General features: G+C 61.0%; 12 protein-coding genes. 4 read left to right on the top strand and 8 right to left on the bottom strand.

Translation table 11 applies throughout. The annotated features are described in order from the left end of the window. Positions 1-23: 23 nt before the first annotated feature. From ABLV64_RS20535 to ABLV64_RS20545, 3 genes are all read right to left on the bottom strand, one after another. Positions 24-1,346, bottom strand: coding sequence for an MFS transporter (locus ABLV64_RS20535; protein WP_017900001.1), 1,323 nt, complete (start codon positions 1,344-1,346; stop codon positions 24-26). Between the two features lie 271 nt (positions 1,347-1,617). After that, positions 1,618-2,649, bottom strand: a complete 1,032-nt coding sequence (gene yhjD, locus ABLV64_RS20540) for an inner membrane protein YhjD (RefSeq protein ID WP_004204960.1) — start codon at positions 2,647-2,649, stop codon at positions 1,618-1,620. Between the two features lie 106 nt (positions 2,650-2,755). Next, a complete protein-coding gene (locus ABLV64_RS20545; protein WP_004204959.1) occupies positions 2,756-3,655 on the bottom strand; it encodes a LysR family transcriptional regulator in 900 nt (299 codons plus the stop codon). Positions 3,656-3,774: 119 nt separating this feature from the next. Between ABLV64_RS20545 and ABLV64_RS20550 the strand changes: the two genes are divergently transcribed. Further along, positions 3,775-4,533: an SDR family oxidoreductase gene (locus tag ABLV64_RS20550; RefSeq protein WP_017900000.1), complete on the top strand. Its 759-nt coding sequence runs from the start codon at positions 3,775-3,777 to the stop codon at positions 4,531-4,533. 34 nt (positions 4,534-4,567) lie between these two features. Here ABLV64_RS20550 and ABLV64_RS20555 read toward each other — a convergent pair whose 3' ends face one another. The 3 genes from ABLV64_RS20555 to ABLV64_RS20565 form a co-directional block, all read right to left on the bottom strand. Next, positions 4,568-5,101: a GNAT family protein gene (locus ABLV64_RS20555; RefSeq protein ID WP_017899999.1), complete on the bottom strand. Its 534-nt coding sequence runs from the start codon at positions 5,099-5,101 to the stop codon at positions 4,568-4,570. Positions 5,102-5,167: 66 nt separating this feature from the next. Further along, positions 5,168-6,820, bottom strand: a complete 1,653-nt coding sequence (locus tag ABLV64_RS20560) for an alpha,alpha-trehalase (RefSeq protein ID WP_017899998.1) — start codon at positions 6,818-6,820, stop codon at positions 5,168-5,170. A gap of 239 nt (positions 6,821-7,059) precedes the next feature. After that, positions 7,060-8,208, bottom strand: a complete 1,149-nt coding sequence (locus ABLV64_RS20565) for an iron-containing alcohol dehydrogenase (RefSeq protein WP_348842971.1) — start codon at positions 8,206-8,208, stop codon at positions 7,060-7,062. 126 nt (positions 8,209-8,334) lie between these two features. On the opposite strand from ABLV64_RS20565, the gene ABLV64_RS20570 reads away from it, so the two are divergent. Beyond that, a complete protein-coding gene (locus ABLV64_RS20570; RefSeq protein WP_023319290.1) occupies positions 8,335-8,958 on the top strand; it encodes a glutathione S-transferase in 624 nt (207 codons plus the stop codon). A gap of 53 nt (positions 8,959-9,011) precedes the next feature. Here the strand turns inward: ABLV64_RS20570 and gorA are convergent, their stop codons facing one another. After that, on the bottom strand, positions 9,012-10,364 hold the full coding sequence (gorA, locus tag ABLV64_RS20575; protein ID WP_023319289.1) for a glutathione-disulfide reductase: 1,353 nt from the start codon (positions 10,362-10,364) through the stop codon (positions 9,012-9,014). A gap of 72 nt (positions 10,365-10,436) precedes the next feature. Further along, complete coding sequence (locus tag ABLV64_RS20580) at positions 10,437-11,279, bottom strand: 23S rRNA (adenine(2030)-N(6))-methyltransferase RlmJ (RefSeq protein ID WP_004204945.1); 843 nt, start codon at positions 11,277-11,279, stop codon at positions 10,437-10,439. A 193-nt stretch (positions 11,280-11,472) separates the two neighbouring features. Between ABLV64_RS20580 and ABLV64_RS20585 the strand changes: the two genes are divergently transcribed. Together ABLV64_RS20585 and prlC are read left to right on the top strand one after the other, a co-directional pair. After that, positions 11,473-12,744, top strand: coding sequence for a phosphatase PAP2 family protein (locus ABLV64_RS20585; protein ID WP_064183538.1), 1,272 nt, complete (start codon positions 11,473-11,475; stop codon positions 12,742-12,744). Between the two features lie 182 nt (positions 12,745-12,926). Further along, a complete protein-coding gene (gene prlC / locus ABLV64_RS20590; RefSeq protein WP_060656607.1) occupies positions 12,927-14,969 on the top strand; it encodes an oligopeptidase A in 2,043 nt (680 codons plus the stop codon). Positions 14,970-14,974: the final 5 nt, after the last annotated feature.

Here is a 14,974-nt window from a genome sequence, read left to right on the forward strand (position 1 = left end):
GCCAGCGGCGTCAGGGCGAAGGATCATAACGACTGGTGGCGGGTCTCGTGGGTCAGCAGCAGGGCGATCAGCGTCAGCGCCGCCATCGCCGCCAGATAGGTGCCGACCGCCGCGAGGCCATAGTTGCCCTGCAGCCAGGCGGCAATGTACGGCGCCACCGAGGCGCCGAGGATCGACGACACGTTATAGGAGAACGATGCCCCGGTGTAACGCACTTCCGTCGGGAACAGCTCCGGCAGCAGCGCGCCCATCGGGCCAAAGGTCAGTCCCATCAGGCTTAAGCCCAGCAGCAGGAAGGCGAAGACCAGCAGCGGATTGCCGGAGCCCAGCAGCGGTTTAAAGGCGAACAGGGCGAACAAAATAATCATCGTGGTGATGATAATCATGCTCTTACGACGACCAAAGGCATCCGCCAGCAGGCCGGCGATCGGCACCATCACGCCAAAGCCAATCACCGCCATCATCAGCATCCACAGCACTTCGTTACGCGGCAGGCCCAGGCCATTCGGCGCCGCGCCGGTGCTGAAGGTCATCGAGTAGACGGTCATGATGTAGAACAGGGTATAGGTTGCCAGCATGATGAAGGTGCCCAGCACCGTCACGCGAACGTGTTTGGTCAACAGGGTACCCAGCGGGATTTTGACCTGTTTTTTCGCCGCCGCCACTTTGGCGAAGACCGGGGTCTCATGCAGCGAAACGCGAACATAAAGACCGATGATCACCAGCACCGCGGAGAAGATAAACGGCACACGCCAGCCCCACTCCATAAACTGCTGATCGGTTAACAGCCAGGAAAGCAGCAGGAAGGTGCCGTTGGCGAAGAAGAAGCCGATCGGCGCGCCCAGCTGCGGGAAGGAGCCGTACAGGGCGCGCTTGCGCGCCGGGGCGTTTTCCGTAGCTAGCAGCGCTGCGCCGCCCCATTCCCCTCCGAGGCCAAGTCCCTGACCGAAGCGCGCCAGCGCCAGCAGCATCGGCGCGACAATGCCAATGCTTTCATAGCCGGGCAGCAGGCCGATCACCACGGTGGAGATCCCCATGGTTAACAGCGAAGCCACCAGGGTAACCTTGCGGCCGACGCGATCGCCGAAGTGGCCAAACAGCGCGGAGCCGATTGGCCGGGCGACGAAGGCGATGGCGAAGGTGGCCAGCGATTGCAGGGTGGCCGCGGCGGCATCGCCCTGCGGGAAGAAGATATGCGGGAAGACGATGACCGCGGCAGTGGCATAAATGTAGAAGTCGAAAAACTCAATGGCGGTGCCAATGAGCGAGGCGACAACGACTTTATTGCGTGAGTTGACCGGGGCGGTTTCCTGCGTGTTTTCGAGTGTGGTGGCTGTGGCTTGCATAGATCTTTCTTATTTTTGCGCGAACGAAAAGCCATATAGCCACAGCCACAGGGACATTTCAATCTGTAACAAACGAGGAGAATGAGCAAAAAAGCGGCAAAAAGCGGATAATTTTTACGCCAGAAAAAATAGTTCTATGAAATGCTTCACACAATTAAAAGGATAGAGAATAAAACCAGTTTTTCGTTAAATAAAAGTTACGCGCTGGATTTATCTGCTGAAATCAAGCGCGAGGATGAATTTTGCCTCTTTTATTCATCCTCGCAATACGTCAGCGGTGGGTTTTGCCCGGCATCCGTCGGTCGTCTTTATACTCCGCGGTGGCGATCCACGCAGCGCAGAACAGCGTCAGGCGGGCAAAGAAATAGAAAAAGGCCATCAGCCCGAGCACCGATCCGAACGCCGCCCCGGAGGGGGATTTCACCAGCGCCGGCAGCGTCCAGGTCATGACGATTTTGATGATTTCAAAGCCAATCGCCGCGATAAGCGTGCCGCGAAACAGGGCCTTGCGCCGCGGACGATGGCGCGGCAGCCGCCAGAAGATCCAGAAAAAGAGCAGATAGTTGGCAAAAATAGAGATGGCGAGACCGATCAGCCGCCAGGCGGGTTTCAGCCATTCAATATTGTCCAGATACAGCGCGGAGATAATCAACTGCTGGGCGGAACCGGCGACAGAGGTGATCGACAGCGTAATAATCAGCGCCACCAGCAGACCGATCAGCGAGATAAGATCGCGGAAGTATTTTATCCAGATTTTCTCCTCGTCCTGCGGCCGGCGCTCCCAGACGTCGCGTGACTGAGCGCGGATCGCTTCGCGCAGGTTGCCCATCCAGTTAATACCGGAATAGAGCGCCACCAGCAGGCCGACCACACCGACGGCGGTGCGCTGCTGCACCGCGGTGTTGATGGTGTTTTTCAGCGTCGCCGCCAGCGTCGGGTCGCTGACGTTTTGCAGAATTTTGTCGAAAATGTCCTGCAGCAGGGTCGGATGCCAGGCCAGAACGAAGCCGGCGGCGGCAAATGAGACCATCAGGATCGGGATCATCGACAGGAACGAGAAATAGGTGATGGCCGCGCCGAACTGATTTCCCAGCCGGTCGTTGAAGCGCTCTGCGGCGCGTAGCAGGTGGGCGATCACCGGGTTGCGCTGCACTTTAGCCGCCGTTCCGGTGACGGTCTTCAGCGCCTGGCTGGCTTTTTGGCCGACGGCCGTGTCATTGAGGGCGTCGAGGGGGCTTTTGCTTTTCTCCGGCTGCGTGTCCGGTTCCTGTGGTGGGCGTCGATCGTCGTTTTCCGGCGTCATACGTAATTTCTTCCTTTTTTACCGCGAGATTCAGCAAAAAGTATACCTTAAATGCCGTATCCTGCAGGAACGCATCTGCCCGCCCCCCGTTCACCCTCCGCGCGGATCAATCGACGTAATCTTTCATCAGCCCGCCCAGCCACTCCATAAACAGATGCACGCGGCGGGAGAGATTGCGCCGGTGCGGGTAGATAAGCGAGACCGGCAGCGGCTCAGCGCGGTACTGGGGCAGGATCTCGATCAGTTCGCCGGCGCGTAACGCCTCGCGCACGCCGGTGCGCGGCACCTGAATAATTCCCAGCCCGGCGATACAGGCCGCCTGATAGGTTTCCGTGCTGTTGACCGTCAATATGCCGCCGCTTTTTACCCAGCGCACGGCGCCGTCGATCACCACCTCGAAGCCGGAAGGACGGACCCCGAGAGTGCTGGCGTAGTGGATCAGGGCATGATCCGCCAGATCCTCCAGGGATTGCGGGTAGCCAAAACGGGCCAGGTAGTCCGGGCTGGCGCAGTTAATTTGCGTCAGCTTGCCCAGCGGGCGGGCGATAAGCCCGGAGTCTTTGAGCGCGCCGACGCGCACCACGCAGTCAAACCCCTCGCGGATCACGTCCACCAGCCGGTCGCTGCTGCTCAGCTCCAGTTCGATGCCCGGATACTGCTGCAAAAAAGTCGGCAGATGCGGGATCACCAGCTTTTTGGCAAAACCGACCGGCATATCCACCCGCAGCCGGCCGCTGATGCTCGCCGGATCGTGCTGGAACATCCCGTCCAGTTCGTCGAGATTGCTCAGCAGATCCTTCGCCCGCTCGTAGTAGACCATCCCATCCTGGGTGAGCTGAACCCGACGGGTGGTACGGTGCAGGAGCCGCACGCCAAGATGGCTTTCCAGGGCCTGAATCTGCCGCGAGACGCTGCCTTTCGGCAGCGCCAGGGTCTCGGCGGCGCGGGAGAAGCTCTCCAGATCCGCTACGCGAATGAATAACTGCATTGCATGAATTTTATCCATGCCGATGGCCTATTGTTGTTGTGAATGAAACAGTAAAACGTAATGTAGCGTATTTATTGTTTTACTGGCAGTTAATAAGCTAGAACACAATCACAACGCAACCTGAAAGGGGTCTTCTGATGACACAACGTATCGCTTTAGTGACCGGCGGCAGCCGTGGCCTGGGTAAAAACGCCGCGTTGAAGCTGGCGGCGAAGGGAACCGACATTCTTCTGACCTATCACAGCAACCGCCAGGCGGCTCTCGATGTGGTGGCGGAGATTGAGCAAAAAGGGGTCAAGGCGGCAGCATTGGCGCTGAACGTCGGCGATTCCTCAACATTCGACGCCTTTGCCAGCGAGGTGGCGCAGGTTCTGGCGCAGAAGTGGGGACGCACTACCTTTGATTATTTACTGAACAACGCTGGGATCGGCCTCAACGTCCCCTTCGCCGAGACCAGTGAAGCGCAGTTTGACGAGCTGATGAACATCCAGTTCAAAGGGCCGTTTTTTCTGACCCAGCGGCTGCTGCCCCTCCTGCAGGACGGGGGGCGGATCCTTAATGTCTCCAGCGGCCTGGCGCGCTTTGCCCTGCCGGGCTATGCGGCCTACGCCGCGATGAAGGGGGCGATGGAGGTCCTGACCCGCTATCAGGCGAAAGAGCTGGGCGGACGGGGGATATCGGTGAACATCATCGCGCCGGGGGCCATTGAGACCGATTTTGGCGGCGGGGAGGTGCGTGATAACGCCGAGGTGAATCGGCATATCGCCGCCCAGACCGCGCTGGGGCGCGTCGGGCTACCGGATGATATCGGCGACGCCATCGCCGCCCTGCTCAGCGATGAGCTGGCGTGGATGAACGCGCAGCGTGTGGAAGTCTCGGGAGGGATGTTCCTCTGAACCCCGCTGTCATCAGACCGTGAGCGGCGGCGCGCTAGGGCGCATCGCCCTCCGCGCGCAGCCGACCGAACAGCCAGTCGTTGTGCCAGCGTCCGTTGAGCCAGTAGTTCTCCCGCAGCTCCCCCTCCAGCCGGAACCCGGCTTTGAGCAGTAACTGCTTAGACGCCTCGTTGCCGGCGGTGACGGTGGCGGTCAGGCGGCGGACGCCGCCGGTGGTGAAGGCGTAGTCGCACAGCGCGCGCAGCGATTCGTAGCCGTAGCCCCGGCCCTGCGCCGCCGGGGCGAAGAGAAAGCCGACCTCGGCTATGTCGCGCTGATGATGTAGGTAACCGGTGAGGCCGAGCGGGGTATGGGTCAGCCTGTCGCGCACCACCAGGCACAGCCAGTGTGCATCCCCGGGCGTCCACGGCGGCAGCCGCGAATCGAACGCCTCGCGGATGGCCGCCTGCGGCCGGGGGTCGGCCACGTAGAGCATGACCTGCGGATCCTGCTGCAGGGAAAGAAAAAACGACCAGTCGTCCAGCTGCAGCGGTGAGCAGCGCAGGCGCGGCGTCAGAAGTTCAGGCATAAGCGTCATTCCGGGCAGGGCGAATCTCCTGAACATAGCAGGAGAAGGCCGCTGGGAACAGCCCGACTAGGTTGGCTCACCGTACAGGCCAATCAGCCGGCGCACCACGCCGTTGGTCCAGCCGAAGCCATCCTGCAGGGGATACTCCCCGCCGCCGCCCTCATGCGGCACGCCGGTGGCGATGTGGTATTTCTCAATCAGCTTGTGGTGCTGCTTGTAGAAGTGGTTGACCGTCTGCAGCCAGCTCCAGGCGATCTCATCTCCCAACGGATCCTGACCGTAGCGTTTAAATCCCTGCACCGCCATCCACTGCAGCGGCGCCCAGCCGTTGGGTTTATCCCACTGCTCGCCGCTTTCGTATTCGGTGGCCATGATCCCTCCGGGGGTGAGCAGGCGGGCCCGCACCGCATCGGCAAGGCGTTCCGCCTGTTCGTGGGTCGCCAGGCCGACGTAAAGGGTGACAATGCTGGCGGCGGAAAACAGCGCCAGCTGTTCGCGGCGCCAGTCATAATCGCGAAAACAGCCGTTCTCATCGTCCCACAGGTAGCGGTTAACCGCCGCCCGCCGATCCTGAGCCTTCTGGCGAAAGGCTGCTTCCGTCTCGCGATCGCCCTTCAGCCCGGAGAGGTTGGCGATGGTCGTCTCCAGCTTGAACAGGAAGGCGTTCAGGTCGATGGGGATAAACTGCGTGGTACGGATACTGGCCAGCCGCGTGATATCCCGCAGCCAGCGGCTGGAGTAGTCCCAGCCGGACGCGGCGCCCGCCCGCAGATCGCGGTAGACTTCATTAGCCGGCCGTCCCGAGTGGCGGGCGGTCTCCACGTCCTCGCGCCACGATTCATCCCGCGGCGTGTCCCGATCGTCCCAGTAGCGATTGAGCAAGGAGCCATCCGGCATACGCACCACGTGCCGATACGCCTGATGCGGGATCAGCGACTCGGCGCCGTCCATCCAGAAGGCGTGCTCCATCTTCAGATGATCCAGATAGCGCTTCGCGCCGCGCACGCCGTCCTCTTCAAAAAGTTCGACCATCAGGGCGAACACCGGTGGCTGCGAGCGGCTGAGGTAGTAGGTGCGGTTGCCGTTCGGAATGTGACCGTAGGTTTCAATCAGCCAGGCGAAGTTATCGGCCATGCATTTTAGCAGATCTTCCCGGCCGCTCTCCGCCAGCCCCAGCATGGTGAAATAAGAGTCCCAGTAATAGGTTTCGCTAAAGCGGCCGCCGGGGACGATATAGGCCTGCGGCAGCGCCAGCAGCGACGACCAGGGGATATGATCCTGAGGCTCGCGGGTCAGCACCGGCCACAGCTTATCGATGTGCTCTTTCAGCGTCAGGTTGGGGTCGGAGGTGTAAACGTCGGTCTGGCTCTCCGGCAGCCAGAAGTTGTCCTCAACGAACTGCCGTAGATCGAAATCGGGCTGACGTTTGACCTTCCGGTAGTTCCGCAGGATGTCCAGCGGGTCGTGCTTCGGCGCGCAGTCGGGAAACGTTTTGCTGTCGGCAAAAATGCGTGATTTCTGCACGTTGGTAAACAGCTCAAGATAGCGATCCGCCGGGGTGAGGGCGTCAGACGCCGGAAGCCCCTCGATCACCTCAGGCTCCGGTTCAGCGTCAATCATCTCATCCAGCTTTAATTCGTACGGATCGGCTTCGTAGCAGGGATCGATGTCGATCCTTAACTCGTCGTCTTCAACGTGGCGTAATTTCTGGCTGAACATAGCGATACGGACCTCCGGATAGCGTGAGTTCTCGGCCGGGCGTACCCGGCCTTGTCTTTTAAGCGTAGACAGTCGCTTCGGTGAGTGTGAAGCAAACTGTGCGTTAGATCACGCTTTTCCGCCTGCAGGGGACGCCGTGATTTTTAAGTAACGCCTTGATAAATCATTAATAAGTCCGCGCTTGGGCGAAGATAAAATTCGGACCATTCATTATGCAACAAAATTTTATCCCGGGGCGCTCACTCCCACGCCGCCTCCAGCATCTCCAGCATCTGTTCGCTGCTCAGGCTGACCGGATTGGCCTTCATCGATGAGGAGGTGCTGGCGGCCAGCGCCGCCGGCTCCAGCGCGTCGCGCGCCACGCCGAGGTCGCGCAGGGTGCCGAGACCGGCGCGAAGGCTCCATTCCCGCAGACTGTCCCAGACCCGATCCGCCGGAACCTCCAGCCCGTCGGCCAGCCAGCGGCGAACGTCGTTGAAGCGCTGGCGCAGGGCGGGGTCGTTTATCTGCGACTCATTAAGCGCCAGCCCAAACGGCAGCAGGCTGCCGCACAGGGCACCATGCGAGGCGCGGCTCAGGCCGCCCAGCGGGCCGGCGAGGCCATGGATCACCCCCAGCCCGGCGTTCGCCAGCGCCAGTCCGCCGCACAGGCTGACCCAGGCCATCTCGTCGCGGCTGGCCGGGCACTCTTTTTCCATCAGAACCTTCAGCGCGCGGATACCCCGCGGGATCGCCTGTTGACAGAGGGCGTCGGTGAAAGGGGTGGCCCGGCTGCAGAGCCAGGGCTCTATCACCTGGGTCAGGGCGTCAAGGCCGGAGCTCAGGGTGATACTCCGCGGCGCGTTGTCGGTTAGCGCCGGGTCGACAATCGCCAGGTCAGGCAGCATCCGGTCGTCGCGCAGGCTCACCTTCCGCTGCTGTTCCGGAACGTTGATCACCGCATTTTTGGTAACCTCCGCGCCCGTCCCGGCGGTGGTGGGGATCGCCACGAACGGCAGGGGACTGGCTTCCAGCTGACGGCCCGTTCCCACCACCTCCAGATAGTCGATCACCGGGCCGGTGGCGGGCGCCAGCGCCGCAATCGCCTTACCGGCGTCAATCACCGCGCCGCCGCCGAGGCTGACCACCGCCCTGATCCCTTTCTCGCGCGCCAGCTGGACGCCCTGCTCAATATCGCTAAGCCAGGGTTCGCGACTTATCGCCAGCGTCGTGACCGCAAGCTGCAGCGCCTCCAGCTGCTGGCGGAGAAACGCCGCCCGCTGCGGGCTGGCACCATGCACCAGCAGAATGGGACCACCCTGCTGCGCCAGCCAGGGGGCGGCGCTCTGGGCCTGACCGCGGCCAAAACGAATATTGGCGGGCATCAAAACGGTAAAAGGGGTCAACATGTCGGGTTCCTTTTCGGCAAACAGGCTGGAATCAACTATACACATTATCCAGCGCTCTGCCTTGTTGCTGGCTGGCAATAGAGTAGAGTGAATGAACTGTCTTTTATGGCTGAGGAATCGCTGACGATGCTAACAATTCTGGGCAAACGCTCTTCAATCAATGTACGGAAAGTGCTGTGGACCTGCGAGGAGATCGGGCTGGCGTACCAGCAGGAGGATTACGGCAGCGGGTTTAAGCCCCTGGACACCCCTGAATTTCAGCGCCTGAATCCTAACAGCCTGGTGCCGGTGCTGCTGGACGATGACTTTGTGCTCTGGGAGTCGAACAGCATCTGCCGCTATCTGGCGCGGAAAGCGGAGCGCTGGGATCTGCTGCCCGCTGAGCCGCAGCCCGCCGCCGAGGTGGAGCACTGGATGGACTGGCAGGCGACCGAGTTCAATAATGCCTGGCGCCATGCCTTTATGGGGCTGGTGCGTAAAGATCCTCGCTTTCAGGATCCGGCGGCGATTAAAGAGAGCATTGCCACCTGGACCCACTGTGTGCGCATTGTCGAGGCGCAGTTGCAGCGTACCGGGGCGTGGATAGCCGGCGAGCGCTTCACCCTGGCCGATATCGTGCTGGGGCTGTCGGTGCATCGCTGGAAGATGACGCCCTTTGCGCATCCGGAAATGCCGGCCGTGGAGCGCTGGTATATGGCGCTCAATCAGCGCCCGGCGTTTATGCGCCATGGCAATAACGGCGTGGCCTGAGCATAAAAAAAGAAGCCCCTCAGGGCTTCTTTTTATCATCCGGCGCTCGCGTGTTAGCGCATGGTGACGAACTCTTCTGCCGCCGTCGGGTGAATAGCGACGGTATTGTCGAAGTCTTTTTTGGTAGCGCCCATCTTCAACGCCACCGCAAAGCCCTGCAGCATCTCATCCATTCCGAAGCCGATGCCGTGGATGCCGACAATCTTCTCTTCCGGGCCAACGCACACCAGCTTCATGCGGCACGGCTGGCGGTGCGAGGTGACGGCGGTGTACATCGCGGTGAAGGAGGATTTGTAGACCTTCACCGCGTCGTCGCCATACTGCTCGCGCGCCTGCGGCTCGGTTAAGCCGACGGTGCCGATAGGCGGGTGGCTGAAGACCACGGTCGGAATATTGTTGTAGTCCAGATGCTCTTCCGGCTTGTTGTTAAACAAGCGTTCGGAGAGGCGACGGCCTGCGGCCACGGCCACCGGGGTCAGTTCGACGGCGCCAGTGTTATCGCCCACGGCGTAGATGCCCGGCACGCTGGTGTTCTGGAACTTATCGACGATGATGTAGCCTTTATCGTCGGTTTTCACGCCGGTAGCCGCCAGGTTGAAGTTATCGGTCGCCGGTTCGCGGCCAATCGCCCAGATCAGGCAGTCAACGGTCTGGCTGCGGCCATCTTCCAGCTCAAGGGTCAGGCTACCGTCGGCATGCTTCACCACCGCTTTCGGGATGGCGTTGGTATGCAGCTGCGGACCTTCGGCGTTCATCACTTCCACCAGCGTTTCGACGATCAGCGGATCGAAGCTGCGCAGCGGCGCGTGCTTACGCACGAACAGGTGGGTCTCAGCGCCGAGGCCGTTAATCACCCCCGCCAGTTCAACGGCGATGTAGCCCGCGCCGACCACCGCCACGCGCTTCGGCAGCGCCGGCAGTTCGAAGAAACCGTCGGAATCAATACCGTATTCCACGCCCGGAATGTTCGGGTGGCTCGGACGGCCGCCGGTGGCGATCAGGATATGATCGGCGGTAATGGTCTCGCCGTTCACTTCCACGGTGTGGGCATCGACAAAGCGCGCAAACCCTTTGATCACGTCGACGTTATTCTTACCCAGCACGTTGTCGTAGGAGGTATGAATGCGGTCGATATAGGCGCTGCGGCTGGCGACCAGCTTCTCCCAGTCGAAATGGTTGATGGTGGTATCGAAACCGTAGTCCGGGCCGTAAAGATGAATGGCTTCGCGGATCTGCGCCGCATGCCACATCACTTTTTTCGGCACGCAGCCGACGTTGACGCAGGTGCCGCCCAGCGCTTTGGCTTCAATCAGCGCGCACTTCTGGCCGTACATGGCCGCACGGTTAATCGAGGCGATACCGCCGCTACCGCCGCCGATGGCGAGGTAATCATAATGTTTGCTCATGCCCATATGTCCTTAATCGTTGATTGCCGCGATTGTAGCGCGAGGCGTAAAAGGTTCCACCGATGGTTGCGATTACTCCGGCACGATCCAGCTGACGGTCGTGTGACCGGTACCGGCCGGCACCAGCTTGCTGTGTAGCCACGGCAGCACATTGTTCATCTGCTGCTCCAGCTTCCACGGCGGGTTGATGACGATCATCCCGGAGGCGGTCATGCCGCGCTGGTCGCTGTCCGGACGCACCGCCAGCTCGATTTGCAGAATTTTGCGGATACCTGTGGCTTCTAAATCTTTGATCATGCGTTTTATTTGCGCGCGCAGCACCACCGGATACCACAGCGCGTAGGTGCCGGTGGCGAAGCGTTTATAGCCTTCGTTAATCCCGGTCACCACCGCCTGATAGTCGGTTTTAATTTCGTACGGCGGGTCGATCAGAATCAGACCGCGGCGCGAGACCGGCGGCAGCTTAGCTTTCAGCTGCTGGTAGCCATCGGCTTTATCGACGCGCGCGCGGCTGTCTTTCTGGAACTCGGCGCGCAGCAGCGGGAAGTCGCTCGGGTGCAGCTCGGTCATCTGCAGGCTGTCCTGCTCGCGGAGCAGCTGGCGGGCGATCAGCGGGGAGCCCGGGTAGTAGCGCAGCTGGCCGTTACGGTTGAAGTGTTCGACCACCGAAATATAGGGCTCAAGCTCTGCCGGCAGGTCGTCCTGCTGCCAGATCCGGGCGATGCCTTCAAGATACTCGCCGGTACGCTCGGCGTGCTCGCCGCTCAGCTGATAGCGGCCCGCGCCGGCGTGGGTGTCCAGGTAGAGAAACGGTTTTTCTTTCTCTTTCAGCGCTTCGATGATCAGGCTCTGAACGGTGTGTTTGAGGACGTCGGCGTGGTTGCCTGCGTGAAAGCTGTGGCGATAACTGAGCATGGATGCAGAGATTCCGGGAAATAAACAAGTTAACCGATAGTTTACCGCAGATCGGCCGAGATTACCGCTGCGCCGCCGCGCTGTTTCATTTCTGCCAAAAGCGTTGCAAAACATAACGCTGTCATAAAAGCGTCAAACGGCCGCGCTAGCGTCGGATACAGGCAAGGTAATTGTTTGAATAAAAGGAAAAATAATGAAAAATCAACTCTCGCTGCTGGCCGTGGCGCTGCTGCTGGCGCAACCGGTTCTGGCTAAAGACATCCCGCTGAACAGGGCGGCGGCCCTCGCCAATAGCGTGACGCCGGCTGCCTCCAGCCAGGCGTATGACGATCTTGAGCAACAGGCGCTGGCGCAGCTGCGCCACGCTCTGCAGGGGGATGCCGCCGCGCTGACACGCGATCGGCTGGCGCACGCGAAACAAAACAAAACCCAGGCCGATACCGCCTGGCTGAAGGCCAGCGGCTATGACTTCCAGACCCGGGCCAATCAGCAGGCGGGCATTGCGCTGCTGTCGGCGTTCAGCAGCCTGCCGGAGACCGTCGTGCAGCAGAATCTGGCGATGGTGACCGCCATTAACCGCGACGCCGTACAGACCACCCGCCGTCAGGCGCTGGCCGATGCGGAAGGGATTAGCTACCTCTACTTCCTCAGCGACGCGCTGGGGCCGCGGCTGGGCAACGCGTTTCTGACCGCCTATGACCAGGGCGCGCTGGGGAAAGCGGCGGCGCTGATCAAAGCCTCGGAGGTCAGCACCGGCGAGGCGAAAAAGCACTACAACAATCCGCGGCCGTTTCTGGTGCAGGGCAACACCATTCACCTGGTGCCGGACGACGTGGTGGTGAAGGATAACCAGCCCTATACCGCCGACGGCGGCTCGTTCCCCAGCGGTCACACCAACACTGGCTATACTGATGCGCTGCTGCTGGCGGCGATGATCCCGGAGCGCTACGACGCGCTGGTGGCGCGCGGCGCACGCTATGGCTATTCGCGCATCGTGCTGGGTGTCCACTATCCCCTGGATGTGATCGGCTCGCGGATGGTGGCCGAGCGCAACGTGGCCCATTATCTTAACGATCCGCGCTACCGGGTATTATTTAACGAAGCCCGCGATCAGCTGCGCGCCGCGCTGGCGAAAGCCTGCGGCACATCGCTTGCCGAGTGCGCGAAGAGCAGCGTGAAAGACGATCCCTGGCGCGATCCGGCGATGCGTGATTTCACTCGTTTCACCATGACCTACGACCTGCCGCGGCAGACGGGGCCGCAGCCGCGCCTGCAGGTGCCGAAGGGGGCGGAAGTGCTGCTGGAGGCTGCCCTGCCGCAGCTGTCTGCGGCCCAGCGTCGGGCGCTGATGGTCAATACCGCGCTGCCGGCGGGCTACCCGCTGTCCGGCGCCACCCCCGAGCAGCAGTTCTGGCAGCGGGTAAATCTGTCGGCGGCCTGGGAAATGGCGCAAAAAGGGCATTAATGCGGTTTCCGGCACGCTGCACCGCGTGCCGCGTTTTTCCGGCAACGGGCGGACTTATCGCAGCAATACCCAGGCTGACGCACCGCCCGTCATTGAAATTCCCCCAACTATCCCCCATTCTAGATCTCATGCATAAGCGCCGGACGCGCGCTTCACTCACCCTTTTCAACAGGACAGCGCATATGACCAATCCATTACTGACGCCTTTTTCCCTGCCGCCTTTTTCTGCGATCAAACCAGAGCACGTGGTCCCCGCGGTCACCAAAGCGCTGGAGGATTGCCGGGCCGCAGTGGAAAGCGCGGTGGCGCACGGCGCGCCGTATAGCTGGGAAAATCTTTGCCAGCCGCTGGCGGAAGTGGACGATGTGCTGGGACGCATCTTCTCGCCTGTCAGCCATCTCAATTCGGTAAAAAACAGCCCGGAACTGCGCGAGGCCTACGAACAGACGCTGCCGCTGCTCTCCGAGTACAGCACCTGGGTCGGCCAGCATGAAGGCCTGTATAAAGCCTACCGCGACCTGCGCGATGGCGATAACTACGCCACGCTGAATACCGCGCAGAAAAAAGCGGTTGATAACGCGCTGCGCGATTTCGAATTATCCGGTATTGGCCTGCCGCCGGAGGCGCAGAAACGCTACGGTGAAATCGCCGCGCGCCTCTCTGAGCTGGGCAACCAGTACAGCAACAACGTCCTTGACGCCACTATGGGCTGGAACAAGCTGGTGACCGACGTCGCCGATCTGGCCGGTATGCCGGAAAGCGCGCTGGCCGCCGCTCAGGCGCAGGCCCAGGCCAAAGAGCAGGAAGGGTATCTACTGACTCTGGATATCCCGAGCTACCTGCCGGTGATGACCTACTGCGACAATCAGGCGCTGCGCGAAGAGATGTACCGCGCCTATTCCACCCGCGCCTCCGATCAGGGGCCGAACGCCGGGAAATGGGATAACAGCCCGGTGATGGCGGAGATCCTCGCTCTGCGCCACGAGCTGGCGCAGCTGCTGGGCTTTGACAGCTACGCCTTTAAATCCCTCGCCACCAAAATGGCGGAGGATCCGCAGCAGGTGCTCGACTTCCTCACCGACCTGGCAAAACGCGCCCGTCCACAGGGCGAAAAAGAGCTGGCCCAGCTGCGCGCTTTCGCTAAAACCGAGTTCGGCGTCGAAGAGCTGCAGCCGTGGGACATCGCTTACTACAGCGAAAAACAGAAACAGCATCTCTACAGCATCAGCGATGAGCAGCTGCGCCCCTATTTCCCTGAAAACAAAGCCGTTAACGGTCTGTTCGAAGTGGTGAAGCGCATTTACGGCATTACCGCCAAAGAGCGTACCGATGTCGATGTGTGGCATCCGGAAGTGCGCTTCTTCGAGCTGTATGACGAACACAACGAGCTGCGCGGCAGCTTCTATCTCGACCTGTATGCCCGCGAGCACAAGCGCGGCGGGGCGTGGATGGACGACTGCGTCGGCCAGATGCGTAAGCTGGATGGCTCCCTGCAGAAGCCGGTCGCCTACCTGACCTGTAACTTCAACCGTCCGGTCAACGGCAAACCGGCGCTGTTCACCCACGACGAAGTGATCACCCTGTTCCACGAGTTCGGCCACGGTCTGCATCATATGCTGACCCGCATCGATACCGCCGGGGTTTCCGGCATCAGCGGGGTGCCGTGGGACGCGGTCGAGCTGCCGAGCCAGTTTATGGAAAACTGGTGCTGGGAGCCGGAAGCGCTGGCCTTTATCTCCGGTCATTATGAAACCGGTGAACCGCTGCCGCAGGCGCTGCTGGAGAAAATGCTAGCGGCGAAAAACTACCAGGCGGCGATGTTTATTCTGCGCCAGCTGGAGTTCGGCCTGTTCGATTTCCGCCTGCATGCGGAGTACAAACCGGAGCAGGGGGCGAAAATCCTTGAGACCCTGGCGGAGATTAAAAAGCAGGTCGCCGTGGTGCCGGGCCCAACCTGGGGCCGCTTCCCGCACGCCTTCAGCCATATCTTCGCCGGCGGTTACGCGGCGGGTTACTACAGCTATCTGTGGGCCGACGTGCTGGCGGCAGACGCCTTCTCACGCTTCGAAGAAGAGGGGATTTTCAACCGCGAAACCGGTCAGTCGTTCCTCGATAACATCCTGAGCCGCGGCGGTTCCGAAGAGCCGATGGTGCTGTTCAAACGCTTCCGCGGGCGCGAGCCGCAGCTGGACGCGATGCTTGAGCATTACGGGATCAAAGGCTGATTGCT

The organism is Klebsiella sp. JB_Kp031, assembly GCF_040064295.1.
Classification (GTDB): Bacteria; Pseudomonadota; Gammaproteobacteria; order Enterobacterales; family Enterobacteriaceae; genus Klebsiella; species Klebsiella quasipneumoniae.

Excerpts from the sequence above, each read along its gene's own strand:
- ABLV64_RS20535 (WP_017900001.1), bottom strand. The coding sequence starts at position 1,346 with ATGCAAGCCACAGCCACCACACTCGAAAACACGCAGGAAACCGCCCCG.
- yhjD (WP_004204960.1), bottom strand. The coding sequence starts at position 2,649 with ATGACGCCGGAAAACGACGATCGACGCCCACCACAGGAACCGGACACG.
- ABLV64_RS20545 (WP_004204959.1), bottom strand. The coding sequence starts at position 3,655 with ATGGATAAAATTCATGCAATGCAGTTATTCATTCGCGTAGCGGATCTG.
- ABLV64_RS20550 (WP_017900000.1), top strand. The coding sequence starts at position 3,775 with ATGACACAACGTATCGCTTTAGTGACCGGCGGCAGCCGTGGCCTGGGT.
- ABLV64_RS20555 (WP_017899999.1), bottom strand. The coding sequence starts at position 5,101 with ATGCCTGAACTTCTGACGCCGCGCCTGCGCTGCTCACCGCTGCAGCTG.
- ABLV64_RS20560 (WP_017899998.1), bottom strand. The coding sequence starts at position 6,820 with ATGTTCAGCCAGAAATTACGCCACGTTGAAGACGACGAGTTAAGGATC.
- ABLV64_RS20565 (WP_348842971.1), bottom strand. The coding sequence starts at position 8,208 with ATGTTGACCCCTTTTACCGTTTTGATGCCCGCCAATATTCGTTTTGGC.
- ABLV64_RS20570 (WP_023319290.1), top strand. The coding sequence starts at position 8,335 with ATGCTAACAATTCTGGGCAAACGCTCTTCAATCAATGTACGGAAAGTG.
- gorA (WP_023319289.1), bottom strand. The coding sequence starts at position 10,364 with ATGAGCAAACATTATGATTACCTCGCCATCGGCGGCGGTAGCGGCGGT.
- ABLV64_RS20580 (WP_004204945.1), bottom strand. The coding sequence starts at position 11,279 with ATGCTCAGTTATCGCCACAGCTTTCACGCAGGCAACCACGCCGACGTC.
- ABLV64_RS20585 (WP_064183538.1), top strand. The coding sequence starts at position 11,473 with ATGAAAAATCAACTCTCGCTGCTGGCCGTGGCGCTGCTGCTGGCGCAA.
- prlC (WP_060656607.1), top strand. The coding sequence starts at position 12,927 with ATGACCAATCCATTACTGACGCCTTTTTCCCTGCCGCCTTTTTCTGCG.